Origin of the sequence: Stenotrophomonas sp. LST15-1-1.1 (assembly GCF_040815575.1) — a bacterium.
Taxonomy (GTDB): Bacteria; Pseudomonadota; Gammaproteobacteria; order Xanthomonadales; family Xanthomonadaceae; genus Stenotrophomonas; species Stenotrophomonas lactitubi_B.
The window spans coordinates 1-14990 of the sequence record NZ_JBFPNJ010000006.1 but is presented as its reverse complement, the minus strand read 5'-3'; the positions used below and the strand labels follow the sequence as shown (position 1 = coordinate 14990).

Below are 14990 nucleotides of genomic sequence, written 5' to 3'. Positions count from 1 at the left end.
GAAAGGCCCAAAAGAGCGCTTGGCGGACTAACGCCCGCCCAGTACGCCGCGCAGTTGGCGACGAAGAAAGATAACATCAGCACCGGACTCTAAACCCGCCCACTACTCAAGCCGGGGGGACGTCGCCGCCGCCGCCGGTTGCCGCAGGTGTCAGCGGGGTGGACGCATCGGAGGTCGGCAGGTGCGGCGGCTGGGGAGTGCTCATGAATGGCTGGGCGGGCACCTGGCGAGGCAGGCACCGCTAGGGACTGGGCCCTGCATGGTCGCACGCGTCGCCCGTGGCGGGGAGGGGGCCAGCCCCCTCCAGTGCCGACGGCAGGATCATGTGCGCTGTCAGCGATCGCCAGAACAGCGACTCGTCGTAGGCATCAAAATCCGTTCTGACCAGAATCGGCGACGGCAGGCCCTGCCCGCGCAGGCGCAGGCGGATGCTGGCGACTTCTTCGCTCAGCCCCATGCCGAACAGCACCAGCTGCACCTTCGCATCGCGCAGCACGAATGACTCCTGCAGGCGCGTGCCAAGACCGGCCGCCAGGAACGTTCCCACCAGATCGTAGTTGCGCCACTCCAGCACCGACAGGCCGCTGTCCACGCTGTAGATCGATTCCATGCGGATCAGGCCGCGCCGTCCTATCGTCCGTGATATCCGCTGACGGGCGGCCTCATGCCCGCCCATGATGAGCATCCTGAGCAAAACCGCATCTCCTTGTGTATGGGCTCGCGGAAATGGTCAGGGCGCAGGTGGCATGGCAGATATCAGATGAATCTGATTCCTTCTTGGATGCAGTGGCGCGCTAGGTTCCTGGCTTGCCCCGATCCAACTGCCGATATCCAATGGCCTCAGCCAGGTGTGCGGTCTGGATCGTCTCGCTTTCGGCAAGGTCGGCAATCGTGCGTGCCACGCGCAGAATGCGATGCATCGCCCGCGCTGAAAGCTGCAGTCGCTCGATGGCCTGCTCCAGCAGGTCCTGGTCGGCTTCGCTCAAGCGCGTGCAGGCACGCAGGGCGGCGGGAGGCAGGTGTGCGTTGAGGCCGCCACGCGCCTGCTGCCGCACGTGCGCCGCTTCCACCCGTGAACGCACGCTGGCGCTGGGCTCGCCCAGCGGTGTGCTCTCACGCAGTTCCACCGCATCCATGCGACTCACGTTGATGTGCAGGTCGATGCGGTCCAGCAACGGGCCCGAGACCCGCGCGCGGTAGCGGGTGATGCGTTCGTCGCTGCACAGGCAGCGGTTGCTGCGGTCGCCGGCCCAGCCGCAGGGGCAGGGGTTCATTGCCGCCACCAGCTGGAAGCGTGCGGGGTAGACCACGCTGCGTGCCGCGCGGGAAATGCGGATGTGGCCCGACTCCAGCGGCTCGCGCAGGGTTTCCAGCGCACTGCGGTTCCACTCGGGCAGTTCATCCAGAAACAGCACGCCGTGATGCGCCAGCGAGATCTCGCCGGGGCAGGGCGGATTGCCGCCGCCCACCAACGCCGCTGCACTCGCGCTGTGGTGCGGCGCCCGGAACGGCCGCTGCCGCCAGCGCTTCGGGTCCAGCCCTTCGCCGCTGACTGACGTGATCGCCGCCAACTGCAGGGCATCGATCTCTTCTGAATCCGGCAGCAGGCTCGGCAGGCGCGAGGCCAGCAGTGTCTTGCCGCAGCCGGGGCTGCCGATCAGCAGCAGATGATGGCCACCGGCGGCGGCCACCTCCAACGCGCGGCGTGCTAGTGCCTGCCCGCGCACGTCGGCCAGATCCGGCAGCGGCAGCGGTGTGGTGTCCACGCGCTCCACTTGTGGCAGCAAACGCGGATTGCCCAGCCCAGCGCAGCATTCCAGCAGGGTACGCGCCACGCGCACATCGGCGTGCTGGGCGAGGGCGGCTTCGGCCGCATTGCCCGGTGGCACGATCAGGATGCGTCCAGCCTCGGCGGCGGCAATCGCAGCGGGCAGCGCGCCTGACACCGGCCGCAGCTCACCGGTCAGGCCCAGCTCGCCAAGGAATTCATACTGCAGCAGTGACTGCGGATCGACCTGCCCACTGGCCGCCAGAATGCCCAAGGCAATCGCCAGATCGTAGCGACCTCCTTCCTTGGGCAGGTCGGCGGGTGCGAGGTTGAGAGTGATGCGCCGCTGCGGGAAGTCGAAGCGCGCGCAGAGCAGCGCGGCCCGCACGCGCTCGCGTGATTCGCGCACGCTGGCTTCGGCCAGACCGACAATCTGGGTGACGGGCAGGCCACCGGAAAGATGTACTTCAATCCGCACCAGCGGGGCATCAACCCCGGCGCGGGCACGGCTGTGGACCAGCGCCAGGCTCATGTGTGGTTTCCTGCTGAGGACGCTCGATGGTGCAACGGCGACCGACGGGCCACCATCGGGAGTTGCTGGTGAAGCGACTCGGGAGATTCCGGCAGGCAGTCGGACTATGTCTCCTTGGAGGTCGCCCACCTCTGCAATTGAGTGACGGAAGTCGACTGGCATCACGTGGACCAGCGCTCGGGAGGCAGAGCCGCTACCGTCTGGTCGGCCTGTGTTCTACGTCTGCTGATGTGCTTCCAGAAGCGCGCTGCACTGAAGCCAATTTCTCACAAAGTCCTTCCTGAACAGTGGTTTACGTCTACTCAAAACTACACGCAATTACTTGCAGGTAAGTGGCGGGATCGCTACACTGGCCGCAACACACCCGCCAAGCCTCTGACGCGCTAGTTCGCGACATGCTCAAATTGGCGGGTTTTTTTGCCCGCTGATTGGTGTCAGGATGACCCATTACCGTAAGCCGCCGTTGTCAATTCAGGCGCAGCTCGAGCTGCTCCAGCAGCGCGGCCTGGTCATTGGCGATGCCGCCAATGCCAAACGCTATCTGCAACGTGTCGGTTACTACCGCCTAATGGGCTACTTCTATACCCAGCGTGTGCCCGGTAGCGATCACTTCCGTGAGCAAGCGACCTTCGAGGAAGCGATCAGTCTCTATGAGTTCGATAGGGGACTTCGAGACCTGGTGATGGAGGCGGTCGGCCACATCGAGATAGCGGCGCGCACCGTGCTCACGTATCACTTCGCGCATGCCCACGGCGCCTTTGGCCACTTGGAGCCGCGCAACCTGACATTCACGGAGCACGACCATGCCGATTGGCTTACCGGAGTCGAGAGTGAAGTGACACGCTCCAAGGAGGCGTTCGTTCGACACTACAGGGACAGGTATACCTCACCGGCGTTCCCCAAGGTGCCGATCTGGATGGCGACGGAAGTCATGTCATTGGGGTCACTTTCCCGCTTCTACAGGGCGCTGCACAACAGGGAACAGAAAACTGTTGCTGGCGAGATGCAGATGGCAGCGCCGGTCTTCGCGAACTGGTTGCACGTCACCAGCGTGGCGCGGAACGTTGTCGCCCACCACGGCAGGCTGTGGAACAAGGAGCTCGGCGTTTCGGCGGTTCGCCCCCGGTCGGCGGGTTGGTCCGAACTGTGAAGCACCGTTCGCACCGAACCGCTCATTCTTCCTGCTGCTCCTGCTCCGCAAACTTCTCGGCGGCACCACCGCTGATTCCAGAGGTTGGCGCGGACGCGTTGACGCCCATCTCTCGGCCGGCCTGACAAACGAAGTCCGAATGATAAGCCTCGGGGCTGCGGAAGGGTGGCAGGAGCACCTCCTTTGGCGGGAGTAAGAGCCAAAGGAGGTGCTTGATGGTGCCCGTGTCATCGATTCCGAGAGCGGTTTAGTCGAGGCCGACCCAGTCCGCTGTGCCAAGCACAGCGCGGTATTTGCCGGAATGCTGGTGCGCTGCGGAAACTGACAATGTCCCTGACCGAGTACATGGAGCGTTTCAATGAGCAAGCGAATTGCAGGAAAGGCACTTTCCTCCCTCACCCTGATCATCGCGGGCACTGCGGCGGCGTCGGCCGCTCCAGTTCATTCGCAGGTGAACTCTGCAGAATCAGGGTTGGATGCCCTGACGGCGATTGACCTGGACGCACTGCGCAGCGGCGAATTCCCCGCTCACGAGGACGGGGTGCTGGTTGCCCACAACCATTCGGACTCGCTTGACACGTGTCATCCTCACCACGATACAGGCGTTGACACTAGCACTCCGACGGACGTCGCAGTCCCGTCGGACTCTCGATTCGACGTCTAGGCCAGATTCCCGGCCGCGTCCTGTTCGTTCCCTGAAGAGATCGTTGGCCCAGGATCCATGAGGCCCCGCGTTCCAGCTACACGCCCTAGATATACGTCTCTGCGCTTTCCATCAGCGCCAGGAGGTGAAGCAGAAAAGACATCGGAAGGTGTTTTGAAAGCTCCACCATCCTGGCCTCCAGGCTCGAGCGTGTACCAACGGACTCACCGGTGGGCTTCATCTGCTCGCCGGCTACAAGCCAGGACACGCTCACATTCATGATGCGGGCCATGCTCTGCAGGTGGTCGATCGTAGGAGAGAAACTCTCCTCTCGTTCCCAGTGTCCGACGGTAGCGCGGTTGACGCTCAGCGCCTTGGCCAAGTCTGTCTGCGACAAACCACTGCTGACCCGGGCAAAGCGGATCCGGGTAGAGAGCGTGTCGACGTCCATATCCATATAGAGCCTCTGATTCGCAACGCGACCCCGGTGAGGAGGTTGGCTTCGAGTCTGCTCAATTGTCACCCGAGAGTCAAACAAGGTTCATCAACGACGAAAGTGAGCAGTCGCACTGTGCTGTGCTCGACACAGCGTAACGTTTGCGTGAATGCAATGCGTCTGCCTGTAATCGATGCCCGCAGCGCGGATTCGTACTGCACTGCGGGGAGCGTGTTTTTCCAACCGATTACATGGAGTGTTTCAATGAGCAATCGAATCGCAGCAAAGGCCCTCTCGTCTCTTACGCTGATCATTGCGGGCACCGCAGCAGCGTCGGCGGCACCGGCTCACTCGCAGGTGACCACTGCGGGTGCTGAACTGAACGCCCTGACATCCATCGAGGCTGATCTGGACCTGCTTCGCAACAGCGAGTTCTCCACTGCCCAGGAACAGATGCTGGCGGACGGCCACCATTCGGACTCGTTCGGATCCCACCACCATCACGAGGCGACCAAGAAGGAAATGGCATCCGTCGCTGCCATCTCCAACTCGCGATTCGACGTCTGAGTTCGCCCACCCGATCAAAAGGAACTGGAAATGAAAGACAACCGAAGCACGGCCAAGACCCTGTCTGCGCTCACCATGCTGGTAATCGGCAGTGCGGCCGTCGGTGGGGCTGTCGCATCGCCGATTTCAGGCGCCCAGCTGGAGCCGGCAATTGAAAGTGCAACGTCGTTGACCGTCGTCAATGACCTGTCGATGGACGAGTTCGAGAAGGTCGCCACGGGCAATCGCCTGGAGGCCTTGGTTGCCGGGGGCCATCACGACGACTCCTTTGGCTCGCACCACCACCATGAAGCGGCCATCGAGAAACAGGCCGCCATGTCCGCCGATCGCTTCAACGTCTGAGACCGGCAGCAGGCGAGCCGGGGGCCTGTTGCCGCTGGTGGTCGCCTGCACGAAGACGCAATGGTGATTCGAGCTGCTGTGCGCTGCACAGCAGCTCGATTGCGGGTCTGGCCATCATGTGGCAGTAATCTTCTTTCAAGTCGGTGCCAGACAGTCGTAGGTGGCAAGGACGGCGAGCACTGCATGGAGCAGAAAAGTGAATGCGATTACCCAGTTGCAAACTCCCGACGTGAGCAGCCCGGCCTGCTTGATGGAGATCGCGGATACGACCGAGCATATGGAACCCGTCGTCGAGGGCATCCTGTGGTCAAGACTGCGCAGGATGAAAGCGCGGCTGCAGGAAGTGCTTGCCGACCCGCAGTACGGGACGACGGCTCGCGCCATGCATCAGATGTACCAGTCAATCGGGTCCGATCGCCAGGCTCGCGTACTGCTCAGTTCCGAGTTCTGTGAGCAGTATCTGTGCCTGGAGTCCGCGCGGAAGGGCAGGCTGGAGGCGGGAGCCGACGAGCAGGAGAGGGCAGAGGAACAGGCCCGCGCACTTGGCGCGCTGCACGACATCATCGCTCGGGAGAAGTCGATCGCCGAGCTGGCGCAGGGGCGGACCGGCAGGTATCTGAGAGAGGCCCGGCAGTGGCAGCTCTACAGCCCGGTTGGAGACTGCGTTGCGGAAAAGGATGCCACGGGCGTGTGGACCCTTCGACAGTTGCCGAAGCTGGGTGACTGTATCGCGTTGGATCTTGAGAGCCCACCGGCGCGGCACCATGAGCCACGTTCTGGAGTACTGAGCCAACCGTGCCTCGCGCTGACCGATGCGGAGCGCGAGCATGTCTCGCGAAAGCTGGCAGCGGCGCTGGCGGCGATCGATCGGTCAGAACCCATGTACGGCCTTCTCATCCGCAACTTCGTCCGGCGGATCACCGTGCGCAAGTCGGCAGAAGTCACCTCCGATGAAGCCGGCCGCTACGGCTCCGAGCATGTGCCGAGGCAGCCGGGTGCCATTCGACTGCTGAACACGCATAACCCTGAGCTTCTGGTTGAGGCGTGCATGGAAAGCATCATGCATGAAAGCACCCACAACTATCTGGCCGCATGGGAGCTTGCCAACGGGTTCTTCGTTGCCAATGACTACCAGCACCGTGTCGTGTCTCCATGGTCCGGCAATCCCATTCCCAATTCCTCCTACATCCACGCGGTCTTCGTCTACTACGTGTGTCACCGCCTGCTCAAGCGTCATCTTGAGATGTCTCCGGACCTGGGTGAAGCCGCCAAGCGCCACGTCCAGCGCAGGTTGGCCGTCTGCGCCGCCGGCTTCCTGATCGAGCAGGATCTCAGCGGTCGGTTGATGACCAAGGACGCCATCAATGGTGAGGTCGGGCAGATGATCGATCAGATGCAGGCCGAGATGAAGCGTCAGTATCGCTACGGGGAGTGGCAGCAATGAGCAGAACAGTCGTCATCCATGCGGATCACCTTGACCCGGTCGCGCTGCGGGCGCTGGCTACGGGTGTCCCTGCCATACACATTGATGAGCTGATACCGGTAATGGACGGTCAACCCTGGCCCGAGGTTCTCCGCTTGAGCCCAGGTGCGCATCTTGAGAGTCTGTTCCGCGGAGCCAACGTGGTGAACCGGGTCTTCTCTCTGGAAGGAACGCAGGTCGAACGGTTCCTGGCCGAGCACGGGGTGGACGCCCGCTGGTTCCATATCCGCCTGCAGCCGCTTCTGGCGCTGGGGGTGAGCCTCTGTCACGACACCGGCACGCGCGGCGTATCCCGGTGTCTGGCCCCGCTGAACGTGCAGTGGTTTGAACTCGGACGCGCCCTCCCGGAGGCGAGTACGCCTGACTTCGCCTACAGCTTTGGCTACGAAGAACCAGACCTGTCCCGCATCGAGGATCCCATGCAGAAGTCGGTCTGGTCGCTTTTTGACTGGCGGCAGGAACGGCAGCTTGATGACGAAGAGCGCCGCAGGCATCAGTTCCACGTGTCCAGGCCGAAGGGCGTTCCCGTGATCGCCTGGTTCCTGGGGCGGGACTACAACGGAATCCACTTTCCCCGTGGAAGCGTTGAGGTCGATGATGCTGTATGCGGGCAGCTGACGCGAGCAGCTGCACAGGCCTTCCGTTCCGAAGCAGGAGAGATGCTCCTGTACGTGACGGACGAGGCAGTCACCTTCCACGCATTCTCGCCCTACCTTCGTTCCGTCGCCGCCGATACCGCTGTGCAGGATGCACTGGACGCGTGGTTGCTTGCCGGCAGCGCCGGAGGTGTGAATGCTGCTTGAGAAGCTGAGCTCGCTGCGCGAGTCCATGGGCTGGGTCTACGGAAGCGAGGACCTGTGCGTACTGTTGTACAGCCTGGTCAAGCGGACGCGCCCGCGCATCGTGGTCGAACTGGGTACCGGCTTTGGCGTCACTGCGGCCTGGATGGCAGGTGCATTGCGGGAGAACGGCAGCGGTGTCATTCACACCTACGACAATGGCTCGCACTTCTCCAGTGAGCCAGGCATCAGGTTTGTCGAGGGCCTGCAGGGGCCGCTTGCCGATTCACTGCGGGAGATGGGGCAGGACTATCCCGCTTTCCTGCAGCACGTATTCCAATGGGCCGGGGTCGAGAATCACGTTGTCGCCAACTGGCAGGAGATCGGCTTTGCCGAGATTGCCCAGGCCCCCGCCTTTGACGGCGGAATAGACATGGTCTTCTCCGACTTCAACCACTCCCAGGACAGCATCCAGGCCTTGCTGGCGGCGTTCCTGCCGCGCATGGCGGAAAGCGCCTCGATCTTCATCGACAGTGCCTCCACCCAGCGGCTCAGCTACCTGACCCTGGAAGCCGTTGTGGACGCCCTGAATCAGAATAAGATACCCAGGGCGTTCATCAAGGATCGCAGCGAGCAGGACATTGACGCGCTGCTGCGTATGGTCCAGCGCTCGCGCTTCCGGCTGATGCATCTGCTGGAAGCCTGCGACAGGGCGCAGAACAGCACGGCGTGGATCTCGATTGAACCGGTGGACGTGATTCCGACTGCGGCCACCTTCCTGCATTAGAGAGACGTATATGTTCGGCTATTACTTTGCGCTGGCCCGCACCAGGCTTCTGGAAACCAAGGGGATGAGCGCAGCGCTGATCCTGGCGCTGGGGTTGGGCATCGGCGCAAGCATGACGATGCTGACTGTCGTGCGGACAATGACGTGGGATCCACTGCCGGGGCGGAGCGAGCATCTCTATCACCCCTTCATCGACGCGCTTCCCACGTCCTACGACGTCAGGCCAGGCATGGACCCGCGCGTGGCCCTCACCTGGGTGGATGCGCAGAACCTGCTTCGGCAGGCCCCCGCCTCCCATCAGACCGCGCTGGCATCTGCCCGCCTGCTGGTGGATGCGCAGCGCAGCGTGCAGATCCCATTCTTCACGCAGGGGCAGTATGTCACTGCAGATGCGTTCGCCATGTTTGGCATTCCCATGGCGCAGGGCAGGGCCTGGACACGCGAAGATGATGCTGCCCACGCCCGGGTTGTCGTGCTGGGCCAGGATCTGGCTGCCCGTCTGGGCAGTGAAGGCCTGGTGGGAGCCACCGTCCGGCTTGGCGGCCAGGCATTCAGGGTGGTCGGTGTTGCCGGTCCGTGGAGCCCGCGCCCGCGGTTCTATACGGACCTTCAGCAGGATGTCTTCAAGGGGCGCGAGGACTTCTTCATCCCGATTGGTGTTGCAGCGGAAATGCAGATGGCGGTGTCCAGCAGCGTCTTCTCATGGAGCAGTGACAAGCCCCTCAATCGCCTGCAGGACGCCCGCACATCATGGGTCCAGTTCTGGGCCGAGTTGCCTGACGCGGCCAGTGTCGAGCAGTACGAGCGCTTCCTGGGCAACTACGCACGTACCCAGCAGCAGGCCGGAAGGTTTGACAGGACAACCGCGCCGCGCATGGTGTCCTTGAGGGACTTCCTGGTCGAGCATCGCATCATCCCCAACGAGGTGAAGCTGCAGCTGGCGCTGTGCCTGGGCTTCCTGATCGTTTGCCTGCTGAACATGAGTGCCCTGATCTTCGCCCGCTTCATCCGCCGTTCCCATGAGATATCGGTCCGTCGGGCGCTGGGTGCGCGCCGGCAGGACGTCATCTATCAGCTCTGCACCGAAGCACTGATCATCGGCGGCCTGGGCGGGGCGGTAGGGTTGATCGTTGCGGAGGCCGGCCTCTACCTTGTGCGGATGCAGCCGGAAGACTACGCCTCGTTGGCCAACATGGATCTCAGCATGGCCGCTCTCACCGTGGGCCTGGCGTGTGTCTCCAGTGTCATCGCTGCGTTCTTCCCTGCGCTGCGCGCTACCTCAGGCCGTCTGGCCATGCAGATCAAGGCGTCAGAATGAGCATTGCAGAAGTTCCCCTTATCGTCCGGGCGCTCACCCGCAACCGCTTCATCGCGTCCATTCTCCTGGTGCAGGTGCTGGTTGCCACGGCGTGCGTGACGAACCTTGCGTTTCTGCTGTCCGAGCGGCTGGGAACCCTCACCTACGAGACGGGCCTGGAAGAGGCGAACCTGGGCGTCATCGAGACCGAATACCTGGGGCCTGCAGCAGCCAACCCTGCAGCGTCGATCAGGACCGACCTGGAGGCTATTCGCCAGCAACCAGGCGTCGAACAGGTAATCGCAGCAGAGTCGCTTCCGCTTGCCCAGCACAACTGGTCTGCCGGGTTCACCAACAAGCCGCTTAAAGGCAATGACATTTCCGGCATTGTCGAGGCCGAACCGACCGTCTATACGGCATCGTCGCCTGCCGCCAAGGTGCTGGGCCTGACCCTTGTTGCCGGCCGTGACCTGTCTGCGGGAGCATTCGTGCCGATGGAGGCCAGCGCCGACTATGCCGGGCTCTACAAGGCGAGCGAGGCCGTTGTGTCGCAGGCACTGGCGGACAAGCTGTTTCCGGAGGGCGGCGCCGTTGGCAAGTTCCTGTATGCCGATGCGCAGCATCCCATCCAGGTGGTCGGCATCGTCAAGACGCTTTCCCGGCCTGTCCTGAAGACCGATGCAGACAATGACATGTCACTCATTCTGCCGCTGATTCCGGACGGGCCTCGCGTGATGTTCGCCATCCGTGCCGCGGATGGGCGGGTGGCGGACGTGATTGCGTCCAGTGAGGCCGCGTTGTCGCAGCGCGATGCGAACCGCACCATCGCCCGCAGCACCTCGTTCCGCGAGCTGCGCGCCGACTACTTCCGCCACGACCAGACCATGGCGATCATGTTCCTGAGCTCCGGGTTGGCGCTGTTGGTGGTAACCGCAACGGGCGTGTATGGACTGGCCAGCTTCTGGGTCCGCAAGCGGTATCGGCAGATCGGTATCCGGCGTGCGCTGGGCGCCCGTAAATCCGACATCCTGCGGTACTTCCTGGTGGAGAACCTGATTCTCACCGCTACCGGCTCTTTGGTCGGCACCGCACTGGCCATCGGCCTGAACATGGCCGTGGCCCGGTACTACGAGGTAGCCAGGATCGAGGCGCCATTTCTCGCGATTGGCGTACTGACGGTGCTTTTGTTGGGTCAGGCCGCAGCCTATATTCCGGCCCGACGAGCAGCCAAAGAAGCGCCGGTGGCGATCCTGCGCAGCGCGTGACGCTGACTGGCCGGTCATCCGGCCAGTGCAACGTTCCTCACGAACGGTACTATCCAGCCGTAGCGTCAAGCCCGCACCGTTGCGTGCGGGGCACGCGCCCTAAGACGCTACGCAACCTCGACTCAAACCACGACGGCTCGTCAGGCGCTACCAGCAACCGCGCGCGGTTCGGGTCCTGGCTCAGCCAACGGCGGAAGTTGGCGTGCAGGTATGCGATATCAGGCGCACGCCGCAATGCATCCGTAGGGATTCGCATCACCACACGCGGCGATGCGTTCTCCACCGCCAGCACCCGAACGCCCTTGCACCGGATCTCGAAGGATGTCGCTTCGGAATAGCGCGTGTGCAGTTCAAAACCCTCCTGGGCCTTCGCGGCCACGAAGCCGAGCGCATCACTTCGCAGCAACCGGTAATCGAACGCGTGCAGTGTTTGATAGGCCCACACCCGCTCGCCTGCAGGTTCGGGCCAGTGCATCCACACGGCAACGGCCAAGAGGGCGCACGCCGTCGCAGCGACAACACTGTGATGCTTCACTCGTCCCCCGCGTGCAAACAGAAAGTCACGTTTGGCAGCGCACGCTCAGTCCTGCGGCCGCACCCGTTCGTGGATGAAGGCAGTAAGTGCGATATCGGCCATCACCAGCCCCTCCATCACACGATCGCCTACGTATTGATCGGGCTCACCGTTCTGGCGCGTGCGCTCGGCCGCCAGCAGGAGTTCCTGCACGATGCGCTGGCCCGTCAGTGCGCAGTCGGCGTCGGACAACTGCATCTGCCGGCTGTGCAGGTGATGGCGTTCGGGCCAGGGCTGACCGTCGGCTGCAGCGCCGGCGCCGATGCTGCGCAGGATGGCGATGAGACTGTTTGGGTCCAGCGCAGGGGAGGGCGAGGGCGCCTCCTGGATGGGGCGCGGGGGAGGGGAGTGCGGCATGGTCATGGCAGGCTCCGTGCAAGCAGGCAGAAGCCGCCACCGATAAAGGTGGCGGACGATGCGTGGCTCGAAAACCGGTTGCTAGACAAAGCCGGCGGGTACAGGACCCCCACGCACCGCCCGCCATAGCCGGCAGACGGATTGCCAGCCGGCACCACGCGGGGTGGTGCCGGCTGGCAAGCGTAAACAACAACAGCAATCGGGTTTTCGACGCCCGGCCACCCGTTGTCGGTGGCCCTACCAGAGTTGCGTGATGTTGTTGGAAATGCCAAGGGGTTGGGGTCAATGCCGCCAAAGCCCGAGACGTTTTTGGCATTGTGGCACAGCGCGGGAAGGGGCAAGAACCTTGGCGTGCGGGGTGGAACGGCGCTTCTGGAACGGAGTCGTCAGATCCTTCCACCAGAAATGCAGGGTGCGGCAAATGCGACAGCACTCGACGGGCGGCTCTTCATGGCACAAGCAATAGAACGCGCGCGTTTCGATGCGGCCGATCGATGACACAAGTGTTCCTGGCGTGTTGCGGATTTCACCTCCGGGACAGGTGCAAGTCACGACTTCACCCTGCTATCCGTATTTGATATAGGTGGGATTACCAAGCTGCGCCCGCGCCCGTGACTTTGGTGGGCCTACTGGCCCCCGCTGCCCACCGTAACTATCTACTCCCCTTGGACGCGTACCTGAAGAAACAGCCCTTCAGGCATGAGGCACCGATCGAGCCGATCATTGTCCATGTGCAGGCGGGGGGAAGGAGGCGTTGGTCGATGTCCGTTTCTACGCTGGCTTGTTAACCTGGCGCACGCCGGCCTAAGATCTTGCTGTATCAACGAGGAAAGCCCACATACTGTGCTCTGTGAATAGGTCGTACAACCGGAGCCAAGGGTTCTTCTATTGGGTGATTAACCGCTAGGGAGGGGGCGTGGCGATCAACAGAACAAGCACACTAATTCACTGGAACTATTTCCTCGCGTTGGAGGAAGACTTGGATCGGCTTGGCCGGTACGTTGATCTGTCGGGCCAGAACGACGGCACCTTTTCCATTGAACTAGCTCGTCTGTTTCTAAGCGCTAGTGCCGAGGTCGACGTCGTCCTCAAGCAGATAGCCTTAAAGCACAATCCAGCCTCAACAGCTTCGAGCATCAACGCGTACTACCCGGATATCGTGAAACACTGTCCAAATTTCATTGGCTTTAGCGTCCTTGTTCCTCGGTATGGTCTTATGCTCAATCCATGGACAAGCTGGACAGCCAGTACGCCGCCTTTCTGGTGGCAAGACCACAATAAAGTAAAGCACCACCGGCACAACCATTTCGATAAGGCCACGTTGAAGAACTGCCTAAACTCTGTCGCAGCACTCTTTGTCAGTGTTATTCACCTATATTCCACTGAGGCTGCGCAAGGAGATTTGCTATCACTTCCTCGCATTTTCAACGTTGGTGATGCGCATTTCGGTGGTACAAGCATGGGCCGATACGGACATAGCTTCCATTACAAGGTGGAGTAGCGGCCAAAACTCATTCATGCCGAAGCCGCTTCGCGGCTGGGCCTGAGTTCCGCTATGAACGACCGCTTCTGGCCGTAGGGCGTCGCGAGACCCAAAGCAAATGCTCGATCTCTGCCGCAATCACCTTATGCTACGAAGATGCGCCCGCCGCGTTTCGCCGATCTAATCGCCGATATCACCCTCTCATCGGGCCTTGAAAGAGGGCGGTGGAGTGGATGGCGGCCGAACAATGACTTTGGGCTGCCGGATCACAATGATGCCCACATCGAGTTTGCTGGGGGGGGGGCGTGCAGCCCGGCGATACAGGTCGTGCAGAGATGTGGCTGCTCGCTCCGGAACTGCAAACTGGACGGCTGCACGAAGGATTCAAATTCGTTTTGTACGAAGGGGCGCGGTTAGTTGCGCATGGTGTGCTCGTCCAGGTGCTTCGAACGGACTTGCTCGCTGGCAGGTAGACAGCCCCTGTCCACTTCAGGTCGCAGGACGCTATGCGACCCTAAGCGGACATCTGAACTTCGACCGGAGCGAGCTTGCGGTGGTCACTGAGCCCTCCGCTGGGTCCGGTTATACGCTGGCTTGTTAGCCGGACCAGGCCGCCCTAAGATCGAGCTGTATCTAGGGCAAAGCGCACCATACGGCGCTTTGTGGACAAGTCGTATAACCGGACCCACGGGTCCGTCTATTAGGCAGTTGGACCGCGGAAACACATGATCCCTTGCTCAAACAACTGCATAGAATGGATCAAGGTCGGCATCAGCGCCTTGACCCTTGTATCTATCGTCATCGCGCTCCTTGCGTATCTGGCGAACCGCAGAAAGATCAATGAGGACAGAGAGCGCGAGCGTGACAAAGAGTATGCGTCTCAGTTTCAGAAATCTCTGGAGTGGTCTTACAACGCCTTGACCGACAGCGGCGAGAACGTCCCACCTAAGGCAGATCGCTTGAATTGGCTGACTTCGGCAAGGCACATCCTTCGTGCCAAGAAGATCCAATCCCAGATTGCGTATCCAACTTACATAACCATCGCCGATGAAATGGAAGAGTACTGGCGCCACAAGTTCTATCTGGCGCTGTCTGATACATCGCTCAGGGATTGGCACTATTTCATCAACAGAGACACTCCAGCTTGGCCAGAGAACATTGAAATATCATCGGCACTTGTTGTAGTTGACTTTTCGAATTGGAAAGATGGAACGCCAGACCCGACCGATGAAGTAGACCGCGAACACTTAATGACCCAAGGCGCAGGCATCAAGGGAGGCAATATTGGTCACGGACTTCGCACCTACATCCAGCATTTGGAAAGCTTGGGAGCGTCCAGAGATGCGGGGTCATAGACCGCGGTCTAACAATTCATTCAAGCCGATGCCGCTTCGCCGACGTCCGACGTCCCCCCGAGATTGAGTAGCGAAGCGGTTTGGAGTCCAATCCTCAATGAGAAGGAGATTGGACGTGAAGAAGCGCTTTTCCGAAGAGCAGATCATCGGCTTCCTACGCGAAGCTGAGGCC

General features: G+C 61.7%; 16 protein-coding genes. 11 read left to right on the top strand and 5 right to left on the bottom strand.

Annotated features, from left to right (window positions below; genetic code table 11):
* Positions 1–241 precede the first annotated feature (241 nt).
* Together MRBLST15_RS07495 and MRBLST15_RS07490 are read right to left on the bottom strand one after the other, a co-directional pair.
* On the bottom strand, positions 242–694 hold the full coding sequence (locus tag MRBLST15_RS07495; RefSeq protein ID WP_367785598.1) for a hypothetical protein: 453 nt from the start codon (positions 692–694) through the stop codon (positions 242–244).
* 100 nt (positions 695–794) lie between these two features.
* Positions 795–2300: a YifB family Mg chelatase-like AAA ATPase gene (locus MRBLST15_RS07490; RefSeq protein ID WP_367785597.1), complete on the bottom strand. Its 1506-nt coding sequence runs from the start codon at positions 2298–2300 to the stop codon at positions 795–797.
* A 439-nt stretch (positions 2301–2739) separates the two neighbouring features.
* Between MRBLST15_RS07490 and MRBLST15_RS07485 the strand changes: the two genes are divergently transcribed.
* Together MRBLST15_RS07485 and MRBLST15_RS07480 are read left to right on the top strand one after the other, a co-directional pair.
* Entirely contained in the window at positions 2740–3450 is a 711-nt protein-coding gene (locus tag MRBLST15_RS07485; protein WP_367785596.1) for an Abi family protein, read from the top strand.
* 358 nt (positions 3451–3808) lie between these two features.
* Entirely contained in the window at positions 3809–4114 is a 306-nt protein-coding gene (locus tag MRBLST15_RS07480) for a hypothetical protein (RefSeq protein WP_367785595.1), read from the top strand.
* A gap of 85 nt (positions 4115–4199) precedes the next feature.
* On the opposite strand, the gene MRBLST15_RS07475 is transcribed toward MRBLST15_RS07480, so the two are convergent.
* Positions 4200–4550: a helix-turn-helix domain-containing protein gene (locus MRBLST15_RS07475; protein WP_295554577.1), complete on the bottom strand. Its 351-nt coding sequence runs from the start codon at positions 4548–4550 to the stop codon at positions 4200–4202.
* Positions 4551–4793: 243 nt separating this feature from the next.
* Here MRBLST15_RS07475 and MRBLST15_RS07470 point away from each other — a divergent pair, with 243 nt between their 5' ends.
* The 7 genes from MRBLST15_RS07470 (at position 4794) to MRBLST15_RS07440 (ending at position 11049) form a co-directional block, all read left to right on the top strand.
* Positions 4794–5096: a hypothetical protein gene (locus MRBLST15_RS07470; protein WP_295554576.1), complete on the top strand. Its 303-nt coding sequence runs from the start codon at positions 4794–4796 to the stop codon at positions 5094–5096.
* Between the two features lie 30 nt (positions 5097–5126).
* Positions 5127–5438 carry a hypothetical protein gene (locus MRBLST15_RS07465; RefSeq protein ID WP_295554575.1) on the top strand — a complete coding sequence of 104 codons (312 nt, stop codon included), beginning with the start codon at positions 5127–5129 and terminating at the stop codon, positions 5436–5438.
* A gap of 196 nt (positions 5439–5634) precedes the next feature.
* The gene (locus MRBLST15_RS07460) at positions 5635–6882 is read left to right on the top strand and encodes a hypothetical protein (RefSeq protein ID WP_367785594.1); all 1248 of its coding nucleotides are present in this window, start codon (positions 5635–5637) and stop codon (positions 6880–6882) included.
* The gene (locus MRBLST15_RS07455) at positions 6879–7724 is read left to right on the top strand and encodes a hypothetical protein (RefSeq protein WP_367785593.1); all 846 of its coding nucleotides are present in this window, start codon (positions 6879–6881) and stop codon (positions 7722–7724) included. The genes MRBLST15_RS07460 and MRBLST15_RS07455 overlap by 4 nt, the downstream gene beginning before the upstream one ends.
* Positions 7714–8487, top strand: coding sequence for a class I SAM-dependent methyltransferase (locus MRBLST15_RS07450; protein ID WP_099843985.1), 774 nt, complete (start codon positions 7714–7716; stop codon positions 8485–8487). Before MRBLST15_RS07455 ends, MRBLST15_RS07450 begins: the two co-directional genes overlap by 11 nt.
* Before the next feature lie 10 nt (positions 8488–8497).
* Entirely contained in the window at positions 8498–9805 is a 1308-nt protein-coding gene (locus tag MRBLST15_RS07445) for an ABC transporter permease (RefSeq protein WP_312704617.1), read from the top strand.
* Positions 9802–11049: an ABC transporter permease gene (locus MRBLST15_RS07440; protein WP_367785592.1), complete on the top strand. Its 1248-nt coding sequence runs from the start codon at positions 9802–9804 to the stop codon at positions 11047–11049. Before MRBLST15_RS07445 ends, MRBLST15_RS07440 begins: the two co-directional genes overlap by 4 nt.
* Positions 11050–11098: 49 nt before the next feature.
* Here the strand turns inward: MRBLST15_RS07440 and MRBLST15_RS07435 are convergent, their stop codons facing one another.
* Together MRBLST15_RS07435 and MRBLST15_RS07430 are read right to left on the bottom strand one after the other, a co-directional pair.
* On the bottom strand, positions 11099–11542 hold the full coding sequence (locus MRBLST15_RS07435) for a cold-shock protein (protein WP_367785591.1): 444 nt from the start codon (positions 11540–11542) through the stop codon (positions 11099–11101).
* Between the two features lie 87 nt (positions 11543–11629).
* Positions 11630–11986 (bottom strand): hypothetical protein, encoded by a 357-nt coding sequence (locus tag MRBLST15_RS07430; protein WP_367785590.1) that lies wholly within the window; start codon positions 11984–11986, stop codon positions 11630–11632.
* Between the two features lie 910 nt (positions 11987–12896).
* On the opposite strand from MRBLST15_RS07430, the gene MRBLST15_RS07425 reads away from it, so the two are divergent.
* Both MRBLST15_RS07425 and MRBLST15_RS07420 read left to right on the top strand, forming a co-directional pair.
* Positions 12897–13481, top strand: coding sequence for a hypothetical protein (locus MRBLST15_RS07425; RefSeq protein WP_367785589.1), 585 nt, complete (start codon positions 12897–12899; stop codon positions 13479–13481).
* 707 nt (positions 13482–14188) lie between these two features.
* Positions 14189–14818 carry a hypothetical protein gene (locus MRBLST15_RS07420; protein WP_367785588.1) on the top strand — a complete coding sequence of 210 codons (630 nt, stop codon included), beginning with the start codon at positions 14189–14191 and terminating at the stop codon, positions 14816–14818.
* Positions 14819–14990 lie beyond the last annotated feature (172 nt).

Bases quoted from the DNA above. Each gene is read 5' to 3' on its own strand.
- MRBLST15_RS07430 (WP_367785590.1), bottom strand. From the start codon at position 11,986: ATGACCATGCCGCACTCCCCTCCCCCGCGCCCCATCCAGGAGGCGCCC.
- MRBLST15_RS07455 (WP_367785593.1), top strand. From the start codon at position 6,879: ATGAGCAGAACAGTCGTCATCCATGCGGATCACCTTGACCCGGTCGCG.
- MRBLST15_RS07420 (WP_367785588.1), top strand. From the start codon at position 14,189: ATGATCCCTTGCTCAAACAACTGCATAGAATGGATCAAGGTCGGCATC.
- MRBLST15_RS07480 (WP_367785595.1), top strand. From the start codon at position 3,809: ATGAGCAAGCGAATTGCAGGAAAGGCACTTTCCTCCCTCACCCTGATC.
- MRBLST15_RS07450 (WP_099843985.1), top strand. From the start codon at position 7,714: ATGCTGCTTGAGAAGCTGAGCTCGCTGCGCGAGTCCATGGGCTGGGTC.
- MRBLST15_RS07490 (WP_367785597.1), bottom strand. From the start codon at position 2,300: ATGAGCCTGGCGCTGGTCCACAGCCGTGCCCGCGCCGGGGTTGATGCC.
- MRBLST15_RS07475 (WP_295554577.1), bottom strand. From the start codon at position 4,550: ATGGATATGGACGTCGACACGCTCTCTACCCGGATCCGCTTTGCCCGG.
- MRBLST15_RS07440 (WP_367785592.1), top strand. From the start codon at position 9,802: ATGAGCATTGCAGAAGTTCCCCTTATCGTCCGGGCGCTCACCCGCAAC.
- MRBLST15_RS07445 (WP_312704617.1), top strand. From the start codon at position 8,498: ATGTTCGGCTATTACTTTGCGCTGGCCCGCACCAGGCTTCTGGAAACC.
- MRBLST15_RS07470 (WP_295554576.1), top strand. From the start codon at position 4,794: ATGAGCAATCGAATCGCAGCAAAGGCCCTCTCGTCTCTTACGCTGATC.
- MRBLST15_RS07485 (WP_367785596.1), top strand. From the start codon at position 2,740: ATGACCCATTACCGTAAGCCGCCGTTGTCAATTCAGGCGCAGCTCGAG.
- MRBLST15_RS07465 (WP_295554575.1), top strand. From the start codon at position 5,127: ATGAAAGACAACCGAAGCACGGCCAAGACCCTGTCTGCGCTCACCATG.